General features: G+C 65.8%; 14 protein-coding genes. 10 read left to right on the top strand and 4 right to left on the bottom strand.

What is annotated here, in order from left to right:
• Positions 1-11: 11 nt before the first annotated feature.
• From rpsK to AC5P76_RS14065, 5 genes are all read left to right on the top strand, one after another.
• On the top strand, positions 12-401 hold the full coding sequence (rpsK, locus tag AC5P76_RS14045) for a 30S ribosomal protein S11 (protein ID WP_004145443.1): 390 nt from the start codon (positions 12-14) through the stop codon (positions 399-401).
• Between the two features lie 15 nt (positions 402-416).
• Positions 417-1,046 (top strand): 30S ribosomal protein S4, encoded by a 630-nt coding sequence (gene rpsD / locus AC5P76_RS14050; RefSeq protein ID WP_004145446.1) that lies wholly within the window; start codon positions 417-419, stop codon positions 1,044-1,046.
• 55 nt (positions 1,047-1,101) lie between these two features.
• A complete protein-coding gene (locus AC5P76_RS14055) occupies positions 1,102-2,100 on the top strand; it encodes a DNA-directed RNA polymerase subunit alpha (RefSeq protein ID WP_004145453.1) in 999 nt (332 codons plus the stop codon).
• Positions 2,101-2,291: 191 nt separating this feature from the next.
• Positions 2,292-2,675, top strand: a complete 384-nt coding sequence (gene rplQ / locus AC5P76_RS14060) for a 50S ribosomal protein L17 (protein WP_053519752.1) — start codon at positions 2,292-2,294, stop codon at positions 2,673-2,675.
• 231 nt (positions 2,676-2,906) lie between these two features.
• Positions 2,907-3,413: a disulfide bond formation protein B gene (locus AC5P76_RS14065; protein WP_053519753.1), complete on the top strand. Its 507-nt coding sequence runs from the start codon at positions 2,907-2,909 to the stop codon at positions 3,411-3,413.
• A gap of 63 nt (positions 3,414-3,476) precedes the next feature.
• Here the strand turns inward: AC5P76_RS14065 and AC5P76_RS14070 are convergent, their stop codons facing one another.
• The gene (locus tag AC5P76_RS14070; protein ID WP_253118857.1) at positions 3,477-5,603 is read right to left on the bottom strand and encodes a TonB-dependent receptor; all 2,127 of its coding nucleotides are present in this window, start codon (positions 5,601-5,603) and stop codon (positions 3,477-3,479) included.
• A gap of 219 nt (positions 5,604-5,822) precedes the next feature.
• Between AC5P76_RS14070 and AC5P76_RS14075 the strand changes: the two genes are divergently transcribed.
• Positions 5,823-7,214, top strand: coding sequence for a class II 3-deoxy-7-phosphoheptulonate synthase (locus AC5P76_RS14075; RefSeq protein WP_053519755.1), 1,392 nt, complete (start codon positions 5,823-5,825; stop codon positions 7,212-7,214).
• A 510-nt stretch (positions 7,215-7,724) separates the two neighbouring features.
• On the top strand, positions 7,725-8,867 hold the full coding sequence (locus tag AC5P76_RS14080) for a mechanosensitive ion channel family protein (protein WP_053520335.1): 1,143 nt from the start codon (positions 7,725-7,727) through the stop codon (positions 8,865-8,867).
• Between the two features lie 61 nt (positions 8,868-8,928).
• Here the strand turns inward: AC5P76_RS14080 and AC5P76_RS14085 are convergent, their stop codons facing one another.
• Genes AC5P76_RS14085 through typA form a run of 3 tightly spaced genes read right to left on the bottom strand, consistent with a single transcriptional unit; the run spans position 8,929 to position 12,916 of the window.
• On the bottom strand, positions 8,929-10,551 hold the full coding sequence (locus tag AC5P76_RS14085) for an amidase (protein ID WP_065176005.1): 1,623 nt from the start codon (positions 10,549-10,551) through the stop codon (positions 8,929-8,931).
• Positions 10,552-10,592: 41 nt separating this feature from the next.
• Positions 10,593-11,060, bottom strand: coding sequence for a DUF2127 domain-containing protein (locus AC5P76_RS14090; protein ID WP_065176006.1), 468 nt, complete (start codon positions 11,058-11,060; stop codon positions 10,593-10,595).
• Between the two features lie 8 nt (positions 11,061-11,068).
• The gene (gene typA / locus AC5P76_RS14095; protein WP_053520332.1) at positions 11,069-12,916 is read right to left on the bottom strand and encodes a translational GTPase TypA; all 1,848 of its coding nucleotides are present in this window, start codon (positions 12,914-12,916) and stop codon (positions 11,069-11,071) included.
• A gap of 249 nt (positions 12,917-13,165) precedes the next feature.
• Between typA and AC5P76_RS14100 the strand changes: the two genes are divergently transcribed.
• The 3 genes from AC5P76_RS14100 to AC5P76_RS14110 all read left to right on the top strand — a co-directional run bounded on the left by AC5P76_RS14100 (position 13,166) and on the right by AC5P76_RS14110 (position 15,467).
• Complete coding sequence (locus tag AC5P76_RS14100; protein ID WP_053520333.1) at positions 13,166-13,657, top strand: peptidylprolyl isomerase; 492 nt, start codon at positions 13,166-13,168, stop codon at positions 13,655-13,657.
• A 118-nt stretch (positions 13,658-13,775) separates the two neighbouring features.
• Positions 13,776-14,762 carry a malate dehydrogenase gene (locus AC5P76_RS14105; RefSeq protein ID WP_005415428.1) on the top strand — a complete coding sequence of 329 codons (987 nt, stop codon included), beginning with the start codon at positions 13,776-13,778 and terminating at the stop codon, positions 14,760-14,762.
• Positions 14,763-14,852: 90 nt separating this feature from the next.
• Entirely contained in the window at positions 14,853-15,467 is a 615-nt protein-coding gene (locus AC5P76_RS14110; RefSeq protein WP_053520334.1) for an RluA family pseudouridine synthase, read from the top strand.
• Positions 15,468-15,903 lie beyond the last annotated feature (436 nt).

The raw sequence follows: 15,903 nt of genomic DNA on the forward strand, positions 1-15,903 counted from the left end.
GGGACTGAGAAATGGCTAAGCCCGCTGCTAAGACCAAGAAGAAGATCAAGCGCGTCGTCACTGACGGCGTTGCCCACGTCCACGCTTCGTTCAACAACACCATCGTCACCATCACCGACCGCCAGGGCAATGCTCTGTCGTGGGCGACCTCCGGTGGCGCTGGCTTCCGCGGTTCGCGCAAGTCGACCCCGTTCGCTGCCCAGGTGGCTGCCGAGAAGGCCGGTCGTGCTGCGCTGGACTACGGCGTGAAGTCGCTGGAAGTCCGCATCAAGGGCCCGGGTCCGGGCCGTGAGTCGGCCGTGCGTTCGTTGAACAACGTCGGCTACAAGATCACCAACATCATCGACGTGACGCCCATCCCGCACAACGGGTGCCGTCCGCCGAAGAAGCGTCGCGTCTAAAGGGAGCGATAAGAAATGGCTCGTTATATCGGTCCTACCTGTAAGCTCGCCCGCCGCGAAGGCGCCGACCTGTCCCTGAAGAGCCCGGCGCGTGCGCTGGACTCCAAGTGCAAGCTGGAGCAGAAGCCCGGCCAGCACGGCGCCACTGCCCGCAAGGGCAAGCTGTCCGACTACGCCACCCAGCTGCGTGAAAAGCAGAAGGTCAAGCGTATCTACGGCCTGCTGGAGCGTCAGTTCCGCAACTACTACAAGAAGGCCTCGACCAAGAAGGGCAACACCGGCGAGAACCTGCTGCAGCTGCTGGAAACCCGCCTGGACAACGTCGTCTACCGCATGGGCTTCGCCGTGACCCGTCCGGCTGCCCGCCAGCTGGTGTCGCACCGCGGCGTCACCGTGAATGGCAAGTCGGTCAACCTGGCTTCGTACCAGGTCAAGGCTGGCGATGCCATCGCGCTGTCCGAGAAGGCTGCCAAGCAGCTGCGCGTCCAGGAAGCCCTGACCGTCGCCGCACAGCATGACCTGAGCCCGTCGTGGGTTGAAGTGGATTCCGGCAAGTTCACCGGCATCTTCAAGGCTGTTCCGGATCGTTCGGATCTGCCTGCGGACATCAACGAAGCGCTGATCGTCGAGCTGTATTCGAAGTAATTCACATTGGAGAGCCCCCGGCGACGGCCGGGGGTTCACTAGGAGAACCCGCAACATGACGGTTACCGCCAACCAGGTTCTGCGTCCTCGCGGTCCGCAGATCGAACGCCTTACCGACACCCGTGCAAAGGTCGTTATCGAACCTTTGGAGCGGGGTTACGGGCATACGCTGGGCAACGCCCTGCGTCGCGTGCTGCTGTCGTCCATCCCGGGCTTCGCCATCACGGAAGTCGAAATCGACGGCGTGTTGCATGAGTACACCACGGTCGAAGGTCTGCAGGAGGACGTGCTCGAAGTCCTGCTGAACCTGAAGGACGTGGCCATCCGTATGCACTCCGGCGACAGCGCCACCCTGTCCCTGTCCAAGCAGGGCCCGGGCGTTGTCACCGCTGCCGATATCAAGGTCGACCACAATGTGGAGATCCTGAACGGCGACCATGTGATCTGCCACCTGACCAAGGATACGGCAGTGAACATGCGTCTGAAGATCGAGCGTGGTTTCGGCTACCAGCCGGCTGCTGCGCGTCGTCGTCCGGACGAAGAAACCCGTGCCATCGGCCGCCTGGTCCTGGATGCCTCGTTCTCGCCGGTCCGCCGCGTCGCCTATGCCGTGGAAGCGGCCCGCGTCGAACAGCGTACCGACCTGGACAAGCTGGTCATCGATATCGAGACCAACGGCACCATCGATGCCGAGGAAGCCGTGCGCACCGCCGCCGACATCCTCAGCGATCAGCTGTCGGTGTTCGGTGACTTCACCCACCGCGACCGCGGTGCGGCCAAGCCGGCCAACAACGGCGTGGATCCGGTGCTGCTGCGCCCGATCGACGATCTGGAGCTGACCGTGCGTTCGGCCAACTGCCTGAAGGCTGAAAGCATCTACTACATCGGCGATCTGATCCAGAAGACCGAAGTGGAGCTGCTGAAGACCCCGAATCTGGGCAAGAAGTCGCTCACCGAGATCAAGGAAGTGCTGGCCCAGCGTGGCCTGTCGCTTGGCATGAAGCTGGAGAACTGGCCGCCGGCCGGCGTCGCCAGCCACGGCATGCTGGGCTGATAAAGCCTCCTGCTGTACCCGGAGGCTCCACCGTCAGCGGTGGAGCCTTCACCGCAAGATGCCATGACGAACCCCAGGTTCGCGGGCAGGGCGTCCAGGACGGGCGGCCAGGACCATCCGCAGTCCGTGCAGCAACGCCAGGATGGCGACAACGATCCACACAGCCACATCATTAATCAAGGAACATCACCATGCGTCACCAGAAGTCTGGCCGTAAGTTCAGCCGTACCAGCGCCCATCGCGAAGCGATGTTCAAGAACATGGCCGCCTCGCTGTTCAAGCACGAGCTGATCAAGACCACCCTGCCGAAGGCCAAGGAACTGCGCCGCGTCGCCGAGCCGCTGATCACCCTGGCCAAGGTCGATTCCGTTGCCAACCGCCGTCTGGCCTTTGCCCGCCTGCGTGACAACGAAGCCGTCGGCAACCTGTTCACCATCCTGGGCCCGCGCTATGCGAACCGTCCGGGTGGCTACCTGCGTCTGCTGAAGTGCGGCTTCCGCGCCGGCGACAATGCTCCGATGGCCTACGTCGAGCTGGTCGACCGTCCGGCCGTGGCCGAGGAAGTGGCCGAGTAATCGGACCGCTCCAACGCGACACAGTGAAAGCCCGGCATCTGCCGGGCTTTTGCGTTCTGGTAGCGCCGGGCGATGCCCGGCGTTTACGTTTCCGCTGCACTCGCCGGGCATGGCCCGGCGCTACCTGCGAAGGGAAGTGGCCCGCACCGTTCCGACGAGCGTCACCGGCAGCGGTTCGAATGGCAGGCGCGGTCGGTTACGCTTGGCGCCTGATCCATTCGAGCATTCACGATGAATCCTCTGCGCTGGCCCTTCCGCGCCCAGTTCCTGCTGGGCTTCCTGATCTGCGTGGGCCTGCTGGGCTATGCGATTTTTCTGCAGCTGAAGATGGGGCTGGAGCCGTGCCCGCTGTGCATCTTCCAGCGGCTGGCCTTTGCCGCGCTCGGCCTGCTGTTCCTGCTGGGCGCACTGCACGGCCCGTCGAACCGGCCGGGACGGGTGACGTACGGCATCCTTGCCTTCATTGCGGCAGCCGTCGGCGTCGGCATCGCCGCGCGCCATGTCTACGTGCAGATGCTGCCGCCGGAAATGGGTGCCACCTGTGGTCCGCCGCTGAGCTTCCTGCGCGAGACCATGGGCCCGTTCGAGGTGTTCCGCACGGTGCTGACCGGTACCGGCAACTGCGGCAACATCGACTGGACCTTCCTCGGACTGACCATGCCGATGTGGTCGGGCGTGTGGTTCGTGCTGCTGGGGCTGTGGGCACTGCTGGTGCCGCTGCGCAGGGTCAGGCGCTGAGTAACTGACGCGCCCCAGCAGAGCCGGGCATGGGCTCGGCTCTGCCGGGGGCAGCGACATCGATCAGAAATCCTGTTGCAGGCTGAGATAGGCGCCGCGTCGCGGCCCCCACTGGGGGGCGAACACGCCTACGCCGCCGCCATCGCGCAGCTGATAGCTGCGATCCAGCGCGTTGACCAACGCCAGCTGTGCATGCAGCGGATGGCCGCTGTCGGGCTTGAAATCGTGGCCAGCACTGAGGTTCACCTGCAGGTAGGACGGCAGCTCGCCCCCATTGGGTACGCTTTCGGTGTCCGAGCGCAGGCCACTGCCGAACACGTAGTTGGCACCGATCCGGTTGTGTCCGGCGAAGGCATAGCTGACGCCGCCCGACGAGGTCAGCTTCTGGTCGTGGTCCAGGTGGATCCAATGGTCGGCCACGTAGGCCAGGGCGTCCGGGTCGAGGTTGTACTGGCCGGTGATCACCTGGGTGCCGATCGCCTTGTTGTATGCAGCGTTGAAGTACGCGCTGAACGGTCCGTCGCTGTAGTCGGCGCTGAACTCCAGGCCGCGGATGTGGCCGCGACGATAGTTGAACGTTGAATAGAGGTAGGCGGCGCCGAACTGGCCTTCATCCTGCAGGCGGGCGACACGCCGGTCATACGCATCCACGCCGAGTGTCAGGTGCTCGCCGATCTGCTGCGAGATGCCGAGGTCGTAGTAGTCACTGCGCTCGGCCAGTGGCGTGGCGTTGCCATCACTGGGCTGCTGGTTGCTGGTGCCGTCGTACAGCGCGATGTCGTCGGAGGCGATCAGCTCGCTGGCCGGTGGTGTGAAGTAGCGCGCATAGCCTGCGTGCAGGGTGGTGCTGTCGCCGGCATTCCAGACCACGCCCAGGCGCGGGCTGAGCTGGCCTTCGGTCCGCCCGAAGGCCGTGTAGCGGTCGCCGCGCAGACCATAGTTGACCGTCCAGTTGTCTCCGATCTTCCACTCGTCCTGCACGTAGAGCGCCAGCGTGCTGGCGTGGAAAGCACTGCGGTCGGGAATCAGCAGGGGCGTGGTGCTGGCCTGCTGGCCGGCGTCGTCAACCGGGAACACCCAGCTGCTGCTGTGGGCCCGCGCGGTCTCATGATTGCCGTACAGGCCATAGCGCAGCGTGTGATCGCTGCCCAGCGGGGTGGAAACGTCGGCCTGCACGGTGTTGGCGCGGTTGCTGCGCTGGACCTGTGAAGCAACACCGCTGAATACCAGATCGCCCGCCACATCGGGATTGAACCCGACATCGCTGTAGCGTTGGCCGGCCGACAGCTGGTACGCGCTGGCGCCCAGCGTCCCCTGCAGCACCAGCATGCCGAAGCGCGTGGTCTCGCGCTGGGTCTCATCCAGCTGGCTGGAGTCGAACGTGGAGGTATCGAGGTAGCCGAACTGCGGTGTCTGGCCCGGGTTCACCGGAATCTGGAAGCGGTTGTTGGCAATGCCGGCAAACACGCTCACGCGCGTGTTCTCGTCCAGCAGATAGGTGAGGTCGGCGAACGCCTTGCCCTGGTGGGTGTCGTCGTGCAGCGGCCGGCGCGAGTTCGTCGGGTTCTCCAGGCCGACCTCGTTCTGGTCGTAGTTGCCGGTCAGGAACCAGCTCCAGCGTCCCTGGTTGCCCCACCAGGAGGCGTTGGGATTGACCTTGCCGAACGACCCGGCAGTCAGTCCGGCGCTGCCGCCGTTGCCCAGTTCGGCGCCACTGCGGGTGGTGATGTCCACCACTGCGGCGGTGCGTTCGCCGAACTGCGCCGGCAGTGCGCCATCCATCAGCCGGATGCTCCTGATGGTTCGCGTATCCAGGGTCTGGCCGAAGCCGGAGATCGATTCGGGCAGCAGCACGCCGTTGATGCGGTACTGCAGGTTGGCGTGATCACCACGCACATGGACACCGCCGTAGGAGTCCTGGACCACGCCCGGGGCCTGCAGCAGCACCTGGCTGAGTGGGGCGGAGGCGCCGAGCGGCTGCTTCTGGATGTCCTCGGCGGTGATCTGGTACTGGCTGCTGCCGATGTCCGGCGATAGCGCGTTGCGGGCCTGGTCGAGGTGGGCGCTGACGGTGACCGCATCCAGGTTCTTCACTGCGGGCCCGGCGTCATCCGCGGCCGCGGCAAGGGGGGGCATGCTGGCCAGGGCCAGGGCGAAGGTGATGCTGGTAGCGAGGCGTGAGGGCTTCATGGGAGAGAGCAGGGCCTGGGGCGTGGAGGGGGCCGGTCCATGACGGTGAGTGTTACTCCGTAACAGATCATGCGCCTCTGGCGGCGCCGCCGACCATGCGGTCTGTGGCTGCTCGGCGCGTGCTTTCCCTGGCGTTCAGGCATCGGGCCGGAAGGGCTGGCCCTTTGCGGCGGCGGCCGGCTCTGCGACCATGACCGTCCCCCACCCCGGAAGTCTGCAATGAGCCTGTCCGCCGTTTCACCGGTTCCCGATCCTGCCGCAACCGCTGCGGGTGCTGCCTGGTCGCCGGAGAGCTGGCGCGGCAAGACCGCACTGCAGATGCCGACCTATCCCGACCCGGTGGCGCTGGATGCTGCCCTGCATGAGCTGAAGCGGCTACCCCCTCTGGTGACCTCGTGGGAGATCCTGGCGCTGAAGCAGCAGCTGGCGGAGGCGCAGGAGGGCAAGCGCTTCCTGCTGCAGGGCGGCGATTGCGCCGAGAACTTCAGCGACTGTGAGTCCGGCACCATCTCCAATCGCCTAAAGGTGCTGCTGCAGATGAGCCTGGTACTGGTGCATGGCCTGCGCCAGCCGGTGATCCGCGTCGGCCGCTTCGCCGGCCAGTACGCCAAGCCACGCTCGGCTGATACCGAGACCCGTGATGGGGTGACGCTGCCCAGCTACCGGGGCGATGTGATCAATGCGCCGGCCTTCACCGAAGCCGCGCGCCTGCCCGACCCGAAGCGGATGCTGCAGGCCCACGCACATTCGGCGATGACGATGAACTTCGTGCGGGCGCTGATCGATGGCGGCTTCGCCGACCTGCACCACCCCGAGTACTGGAACCTGGACTGGGTGCGGCATTCGCCGCTCGCCGCCGAGTACCAGAAGATGGTGGCATCGATCGGCGATGCCGTGCACTTCATGGAAACCCTGGCCGGTGCCCGGGTGCACAACCTCAACCGCATCGACTTCTACACATCGCACGAGGCCCTGCTGCTGCCCTACGAGCAGGCGCTGACCCGGCAGGTGCCGCGCCAGCAGGGCTGGTTGAACCTGAGCACGCACTATCCCTGGATCGGCATGCGCACGGCGGCGCTCGACGGCGCGCACGTGGAGTACCTGCGGGGCGTGCGAAATCCGATCGCGATCAAGGTGGGGCCGTCGGTTTCGCCGGACCAGCTGCTGCGCCTGATCGATGTACTCAATCCGGACGACGAGCCCGGGCGCCTGACCTTCATTCACCGCATGGGCGCGACGCAGATAGCCGAAAAGCTGCCGTCGCTGCTGGAAGCGGTCAAGCGCGACGGCCGCCGCGTGCTGTGGGTGTGCGATGCCATGCACGGCAACACCGAGAGCACCGCCAATGGGTTCAAGACGCGCCGCTTCGACAACGTGCGCCGCGAGGTGGAGTTGTCGTTCGATCTGCACGCCGCGGCAGGTACGCGCCTGGGCGGCGTGCACCTGGAGCTGACCGGCGAGGACGTGACCGAATGCACCGGTGGCGCGCGCGAGCTCACCGAGCGTGATCTTGAGCGCGCGTACCGTTCCACGGTCGATCCGCGGCTGAACTACGAGCAGTCGCTGGAGATCGCGATGGCGATCGTGCGCAAGCAGGAACAGGTGCGCTAAGGCTTTTTCGGCAGGGCTTGCAGCCCTGCACCTACGGAGTCAACGTCAACGTCAAATGCGGGCATTCCTTGGGATGGCGGATTCCCGGTGTCTGTCAGATCCACGCCATGCGTGGATGAATCTCTGTCCGACGTCGAAATCAATCTGGGGTCAGATCCGTTTTCCGCAGGAAAACGGATCTGACCCCAAGAGCCATTCCGACAGATCCCGAAAATATGTCGAAGGCGGGGTGGGGCCGGTTGCGGGGGCGTAAGCCACATGGATGCGGCGACCGAGCCTCCATGGACGGATTCACGGCGTCCCCCGCAACCGGCCCCACCCCGCCATCCCACGGAATGCCAGTTTCTGCTGCTGCTTTTGCTGTTGCTTCTGCAGTTGCTGTTGCTCCAGCCCGCAGCAGGTGCAGGGCTGCAAGCCCTGCAGGCCAACACCCTGCTTACGAACGGCTGACGTGACGCTCATGCGCCATGCGCGAGGCTGTCCGCTGCTGTTCGAGTGGAGGTGGCAACCGTGCACTGGCAAAGCGCACAGGCATATGCATGGCCGCTGGGTCTGGCGGCACTGGTGGGTGGCATCGGTGCCTGGCTGATCCTGTGGATCTATCACCGGCTGAAAGGGCGTGATCGCCGGCGCGCGCGCATCGGTCGTGTGCTCGGTCTGCCAATGGCGACCGCATGGCCCTTGCTGCTGCTGATCCCGGCGCTGCAGGCCACGCCACTGCAGGAGCCTCTGCTGGGGCATCTGCAGCACGGGCTGCACATCGCGCTGACGGCCTGTTTCATCTGGCTGCTGGTGCGCGCGGTGGCCGCCGGCGAGCGTGCGATCCTGCGCAGTCATCCCATCGACGTCTCGGACAATCTGGAAGCCCGACGCATCCAGACCCAGACGCGGGTGCTGAGCCGCGTGCTGATGGGCGGCATCATCGTGCTCGGTGCATCGCTGGTGCTGCTGACATTCCCGATGGTGCAGAAGATCGGCGCCGCCCTGCTGGCCTCGGCCGGTCTGATCGGGCTGGTCGCGGGCATCGCCGCCAAGCCGGTGTTCGGCAACCTCATCGCCGGCCTGCAGATCGCAGTGACCCAGCCGATCCGGCTGGATGATGTGGTGATCGTTGAAGGCGAGTGGGGGCGCGTGGAGGAGATCGGCAGCAGCTATGTGGTGGTACGCATCTGGGACGAGCGGCGGATGGTGGTGCCGCTGACCTGGTTCATCGAGAACCCCTTCCAGAACTGGACCAGGCGCAGCGCCGATCTGCTCGGCACGGCGTTCCTGTGGCTGGACTACCGTGCGCCGATCGCGGCGATCCGCAGTGAACTGGAGCGCATCTGCCGCGGCGAGGCGCTGTGGGATGGACGGGTCTGCGTGACCCAGGTGACCGAAACCAGCGAGCGGGCAATCCAGGTGCGCCTGCTGGTCAGTGCACGCAGCTCCGGCGATGCCTTCGATCTTCGCTGCCTGGTGCGCGAGCGCATGCTGGATTTCCTGGCGCGCGAGCATCCGCAATCACTGCCGCAGCTGCGCGCGCGGTTGCAGCGCGAGGATGAGCTGGACATGCCGCGCGCACCGCGCGCACGTACGGCAGATGTGCGTTCACCCGGGGCGGAGGACGGCGAGGCCGCGATCGCGCCGGTGGAACCGGACCCCGACCGCTAGCGCCGGGACGTGCCCGGCGAGCGCAGCGGTACCCCCGGTCCGCCGGGCAACCCGGGGCCGATCAAGGCTCGCCAGTGTCGATCAGGGTGTCGGTTTCGAAATGAGGCGGGCGACGCGCACGTGTGCGTTGCTCGTAGGCATAGGCCATTTCGATCAGCTTCGGCTCGCTCCAGGCTGTGCCCATGAACAGCAGGCCGACCGGCAGGCCGTTGATCTGTCCCATCGGCACGCTCAGGCTGGGGTAACCCGCGACCGCTGCCACGCTGTAGCTCTCACCCGGGAAATCGTCGCCTTCGCGGCGGATGGGCCAGGCTGTGCCGGTGGTCGGTGCAACCAGCGCATCCAGCTGGTTGGCAGCCAGGACGGCGTCGATGCCCTCCGGGCCGGCCAGGCGTCGCGCATCGCTGCGCGCACGGATGTAGGCAGGGTCGGCCAGCCCGGCAGTGGCGTTGGCCTCCAGCAGCAGTTCCTGGCCGAACAGGCCCAGTTCCTGTGGCGCCTGGGCCTGGTTGAAGGCGATGAGCTCGCCAAGACTGCGCAGGGGCGCTCGGTAGGTCTTGAAGTAGCGCTCCAGCCCGGCCTTGAACTCATGCAGCAGCACGACCCGCTCGGCTTCGGCCCAGGCGCCCGGGTCGGGCAGTTCCACCGGCACCACCACCGCGCCCGCACGGCGCAGTTCGGCGGCGGCCTGATCGATCAGCGGTGCCATGCCACGGTACGTCAGCAGAGGCGTCTGCAGCAGGCCGATGCGCTTGCCGCGCAGGCCTTCGGGGTCCAGGCGCGCGGTGTAGTCGTAGACCGCGCGGCCGGGCATGGTGGCCGTGGCGGGGTCGGCATCGTCCCGGCCCGCGATCGCCGTCAGTACGGCCGCGGCGTCGGCGACGCTGCGCGTCATCGGCCCGGCGGTGTCCTGGCTGAAGGAGATCGGGATGATGCCTTCGCGGCTGACCAGGCCGACCGTCGGTTTCAGGCCGACGATGCCGTTGATCGCGGCCGGGCAGACGATGCTGCCGTCGGTCTCGGTGCCGATCGCCACACTGGCCAGATTGGCGGCCACCGCCACCGCGCTGCCGCTGCTGGAGCCACAGGGCGAATGGCTGAGACGGTACGGATTGCGGGTCTGGCCACCGCGCGCGCTCCAGCCCGACACCGAATCGTTGCCGCGGAAGTTGGCCCACTCGCTGAGGTTGGTCTTGCCCAGCACGACCGCGCCGGCCTCGCGCAGGCGTCTTACCAGATAGGCATCGGCGGGGCGGAAACCCTGCAGCGCGAGCGATCCGGCGCTGGTGGTCATGGGTGCGGCGTTGATGTTGTCCTTCAGCAGGACCGGAATGCCATGCAGCGGCCCGCGCAGATGGCCGTCCCGGCGCTCGCGATCGCGTTCACCGGCTTCCCGCAGGGCATCCGGGTTGAGTTCGATGACGGCACGCAGGCGCGGCCCGGCGCGATCCAGCGCAGCGATGCGCTGCAGGTAGGCGTGGGTCAGCGTGGTGCTGTCCAGTTCGCCGGCCACCATGCGTGCCTGCAGGTCGGCCAGGTCGGTCTCGGCGTAGGGGAAGGGCACGTTGCGGCTCGCGGGTTCGGCGGCGTGGGCGCTGGTCGTGGCCGGGCTGCAGCCAACAATGAACAACGCGGGCAGCGCGATGAGCAGGCAGGTCAGCAGAGGCGGCAAGGACGGGCGCATGGGGCGGCTTGGTCGGCTCCAATGCCCAGTGTAGCTGCTGCTCAGTGGTGGCGCTTGCGCAGGTCGCGGGCCAGGACGTAGACCACGAGCAGGTTGATCGCCAGGATCGTCCAGGAGGGCCAGCCGGGGTGGCGGACGATGGCGAAGACATCGAAGGGCAGATACAGCGCGGCGGTCAGGCAGCCCAGCCAGGAGGCCCAGGCCCTGGCCCGCCAGAGGCCCCAGGCTTCCACCAGGTGCAGCAGGCCGTAGCCGATCATCGCCGCCGCCGCCAGGTGCACGGCGTCGGGATTGATCATGTTCAGGAGGGAGGGCAGGGTGCCGTGATCCGGGTCCAGGCTGAAACGCCGGATCAGGGCATTGACCCCATCGCGGAGCGGCTGCGGACCGAGCACTTCAAGCCCGGTCGCAGCCAGCAACGCCAGCACCGCCTTGCTCGCTTCGAGCAGGGCGATGACGTGGAGGCCCGGATGCCGGTGTGGATCCGGGTTGTAGCCGCTCTGGCTCACGGTCCGGCTCAGCCGCCGCGCGAAGCCTTCTTGCGGTCGCTTTCGGTCAGGAACTTCTTGCGCAGCCGGATTTCCTTCGGAGTGATCTCGACCAGCTCGTCGTCCTCGATGAAGTCCAGCGCCTGTTCCAGCGAGTACTTGATCGCCGGGGTCAGCTGGATCGCATCGTCCTTGCCCGAAGCGCGCATGTTGGTCAGCGGCTTGGTCTTGATGGCGTTGACGGTCAGGTCGTTGTCCTTGGAGTGGATGCCGACCAGCTGGCCTTCATACACATTGTCGCCTTCAGCAGCGAACAGCTTTCCGCGTTCCTGCAGCGGGCCCAGGGAGTAGGCCGGAGTCACGCCCGGGGCATTGGCGATCATGACGCCGTTGATGCGCTTGGCGATTGCGCCCTGTTCCTTCGGACCGTAATGGTCGAACACGTGGAACAGCAGGCCCGAACCCTGGGTCAGGGTCTTGAATTCGTTCTGGAAGCCGATCAGGCCACGGGCCGGGATCGAGTATTCCAGGCGCACACGGCCCTTGCCGTCCGGTTCCATGTTCTTCAGCTGGCCCTTGCGGGTGCCCAGCTTTTCCATCACGCCGCCCTGGTGCACTTCTTCCACGTCCACCACCAGCTGTTCGATCGGCTCCATCTGCTGGCCGTCGATTTCCTTGATGATCACTTCCGGGCGCGACACGGCCAGCTCGTAGCCTTCACGACGCATGTTCTCGATCAGCACCGACAGGTGCAGTTCGCCACGGCCGGAGACCAGGAACTTGTCGGCGTCTTCCAGCTGTTCGACCTTCAGCGCCACGTTGTGGACCTTTTCACGGTCCAGGCGATCCTTGATCTGGCGGCTGGTCAGGAACTTGCCACCGGACAGGTCCTTGTTGCCCGCGAACGGCGAGTTGTTGACCTGGAAGGTCATCGAGATGGTCGGCTCGTCCACGGTCAGCGCCGGCAGCGCTTCGGGGGTGTCCGGGTGGCAGAGGGTGTCGGAGATGGTCAGCTCCGGAATGCCCGAGATCGCCACGATGTCGCCGGCTTCAGCGGTGTCCTGCTCGATGCGCTCCAGGCCCAGGAAGCCCAGCACCTGCGCGACCTTGCCGTTGCGCTTCTTGCCTTCACGATCGATCACCGTGACCTGCATGTTCTTCTTCAGGGTGCCACGCTGGATGCGGCCGATGCCGATCACGCCCACGAAGTTGTTGTAGTCCAGCTGGCTGATGCGCATCTGGAAGGCACCTTCCGGATCCACTTCGGGCTTCGGCGCGTGCTTCATGATCGCTTCGTAGAGCGGGGTCATGTCGCCATCGCGGACGGTGTCTTCCAGGCCGGCATAGCCGTTCAGGGCCGACGCGTAGACGATCGGGAAGTCCAGCTGCTCGTTGGTCGCGCCGAGCTTGTCGAACAGATCGAACACCTGGTCGATCACCCAGTCCGGACGCGCGCCCGGACGGTCGATCTTGTTGACCACCACGATCGGCTTGAAGCCCATCGCGAAGGCCTTCTGGGTGACGAAGCGGGTCTGCGGCATCGGGCCGTCCATCGCGTCGACCAGGATCAGCACGGTGTCGACCATCGACAGCACGCGCTCGACCTCACCGCCGAAGTCGGCGTGGCCGGGGGTGTCGACGATGTTGATCCGGTTCTTGATGCCGGTCTTCTTGTCTTCCCAGGTGATGGCCGTGTTCTTGGCCAGGATGGTGATGCCGCGTTCCTTTTCCTGGTCGTTGCTGTCCATCACGCGCTCGGCGAGGACGGTACGCTCGGACAGGGTGCCGGACTGCTTCAGCAGCTGGTCGACCAGGGTGGTCTTGCCATGGTCGACGTGGGCGACGATGGCGATGTTGCGAAGATTTTCGATGGACATACGAAAGGGGGCCAGTCGGCGCCGGATTTGGAAAAAGAAGTCCAACATTATACGTCGAACTTGACGATTCGCGAAAAGCTGGATTCCGGCTCGCCCGGGAGCCCCATTCAGCTGGCCGTCGGGGCCCCGCCGGCGGCGACCCTCCAGAGCCTGAAGCGTCGCCCTGCGCCGATGGTCGAAGCCGCCGCCGCCACGTGCCGGGTGTAAACTAGGTGGCTAGACGCCTTTCCCTTTGCAACAAGGATCTTCATGTCCCTCATCGCCACTTTCGACACCACCCAGGGCCCGATCAAGGTCGAGCTGTTCGCTGACAAGGCGCCGCTGACCGTTGCCAACTTCGTGAACCTGGTCAAGCACGGCTTCTATGACGGCCTGATCTTCCACCGCGTGATCGCCGACTTCATGATCCAGGGCGGTTGCCCGCAGGGCCGTGGTACCGGTGGCCCGGGCTACAAGTTCGAAGACGAGAAGAACGGCGTGAAGCATGAGGTCGGCTCGCTGTCGATGGCCAATGCCGGCCCGAACACCAATGGCAGCCAGTTCTTCATCACCCACATCAAGACCGATTGGCTGGATGGCCGCCACACCGTGTTCGGCAAGGTTCTGGAAGGCCAGGCCATCGTCGATTCGGTCAAGCAGGGCGACGTGATCCATTCGATCACCCTGGAAGGCGACGTCGACGCCGCGCTGGCCGCACAGGCCGACCGCGTGGCCGAGTGGAACAAGATCCTCGCCGCCTGACCCCCTTCCGAGACGGCCACCCACGGGTGGCCGTTTCCCTGTTCTCCGCCGCCTGCCAGGCCCGCCGGGCCACGCCCGCGGCGTCCCATCAAACGCTTGCAAGCAAGAGGAAACCCCCATGAAAGCACCCGTTCGTGTTGCCGTGACCGGCGCCGCCGGCCAGATCGGTTATGCCCTGCTGTTCCGCATCGCCTCCGGCGAAATGCTGGGCAAGGACCAGCCGGTCATCCTGCAGCTGCTGGAGCTGCCGGTGGACAAGGCCCAGGCCGCCCTGAAGGGCGTGATGATGGAACTGGAAGACTGCGCCTTCCCGCTGCTGGCCGGCATGGTCGGCACCGACGACGCTGAAGTGGCGTTCAAGGATGCCGACATCGCCCTGCTGGTCGGCGCGCGTCCGCGCGGCCCGGGCATGGAGCGCAAGGACCTGCTGCTGGAAAACGCCAAGATCTTCACCGCGCAGGGCGCGGCGCTGAACAAGGTCGCCAGCCGTGACGTGAAGGTGCTGGTGGTCGGCAACCCGGCCAACACCAACGCCTACATCGCCATGAAGTCGGCACCGGACCTGAAGCCGGAAAACTTCACCGCCATGCTGCGCCTGGACCACAACCGTGCCCTGAGCCAGCTGTCGGCCAAGCTCGGCAAGCCGGTCGGTGGCATGGAAAAGCTGGTGGTGTGGGGCAACCACAGCCCGACCATGTACCCGGACTACCGTTTCGCCACCGCCGATGGTGCTTCGATCGCCGATGCGATCAACGACCAGGAGTGGAATGCCAACACCTTCATTCCGACCGTCGGCAAGCGCGGCGCGGCGATCATCGAAGCCCGTGGCTCGTCCTCGGCGGCTTCGGCGGCCAATGCCGCGATCGACCACGTGCGTGACTGGGTGCTGGGCAGCAACGGCAAGTGGGTCACCATGGGCGTGCCGTCCGATGGTTCCTACGGCATCCCGGAAGGCGTGATCTTCGGCTTCGCCGTGACCACCGAGAACGGCAAGTACACCCTGGTCAAGGATCTGCCGATCGACGACTTCAGCCAGAAGTACATCGACAAGACCCTGGCCGAGCTGGAAGAAGAACGCGCCGGCGTTGCCCACCTGCTGGGCTGATGCCGCGGGTGCCGGTCTGGCCGGCACGCAGCTGACAGAAACGGGGAAGCTTCGGCTTCCCCGTTTTCATATGGAGTTCCGCAGAACCGCATGATCCACCTGCATTACATCGATGACGCGCTGCTGGTGGTGGAAAAGCCCGCTGGCCTGCTGTCCGTGCCTGGCCGTAGCGCGGAGAACCAGGACTGCGTGGTGGCCCGCCTGCAGGTGCTGTACCCGGACGCGCTGACCGTGCATCGGCTGGACCAGGTCACCTCCGGTCTGCTGCTGCATGCACGGGGCAAGACGACGCAGGCCGCGTTGTCGATGCAGTTCGAGCAGCGCAGGGTGGGCAAGTGCTACGAAGCCGTCGTGCAGGGTGTGATCGAAGGTGATGCCGGTGAAGTGGATCTGCCGCTGATCGTGGACTGGCCGAACCGGCCGAAACAGAAGGTCGACCATGAACACGGCAAGCCGGCGCTGACGCGCTGGCGCGTGCTGGCCCGCGATGTTGAAGCGCAGCGCACGCGCGTGGCGCTGGAGCCGGTGACCGGGCGCAGCCATCAGTTGCGCCTGCACATGGCCAGCCTGGGTCATCCGATCGTCGGCGATGTGCTGTATGGCGCCGCACCGGCGCAGCGCGTGCATCTGCATGCGCGCAGCCTGCACTTCACCCACCCGGTGACGGGCGACGTGCTGGCGTTCGAGTCCGCCACTCCGTTCTAAGCAGGGCAAGGGGGGCGGCAGGGCTGCGCCCTGCACCTGCTACGAGCCAGGGCAACGTCAGATTCAACGTCAAAAGCGCGCTGTCCGTGGGGTGGCGGGGCGGTGTCGGAGTGCGGGGACGCCGCAAGTACGTCCCTGTAGGCTTGGCCGCGGCATCCATGCCGCGGACACCCCGCACTCCGACACCGCCCCACCTTCGGCAGAATGCCGCGATCTGATGGATTCACGCCACGTGTGGATGAAATCTGTCAGATATCGGAATAGATATTGGGTCGGATCGTTCCGACAGATCGCAGGAAACTGTCGAAGGCGGGGTGGGTCCGGTTGCGGGAGTGTCCGCGGCATGGATGCCGCGGCCAAGCCCCCATGGATGGGTTTACGGCGTCTCCCGCAACCGGACCCACCCCGCCATCCCTCAATAGTCCAGCTGTTGACG

Source organism: Stenotrophomonas sp. YJH_SMC_36 (genome assembly GCF_059369935.1).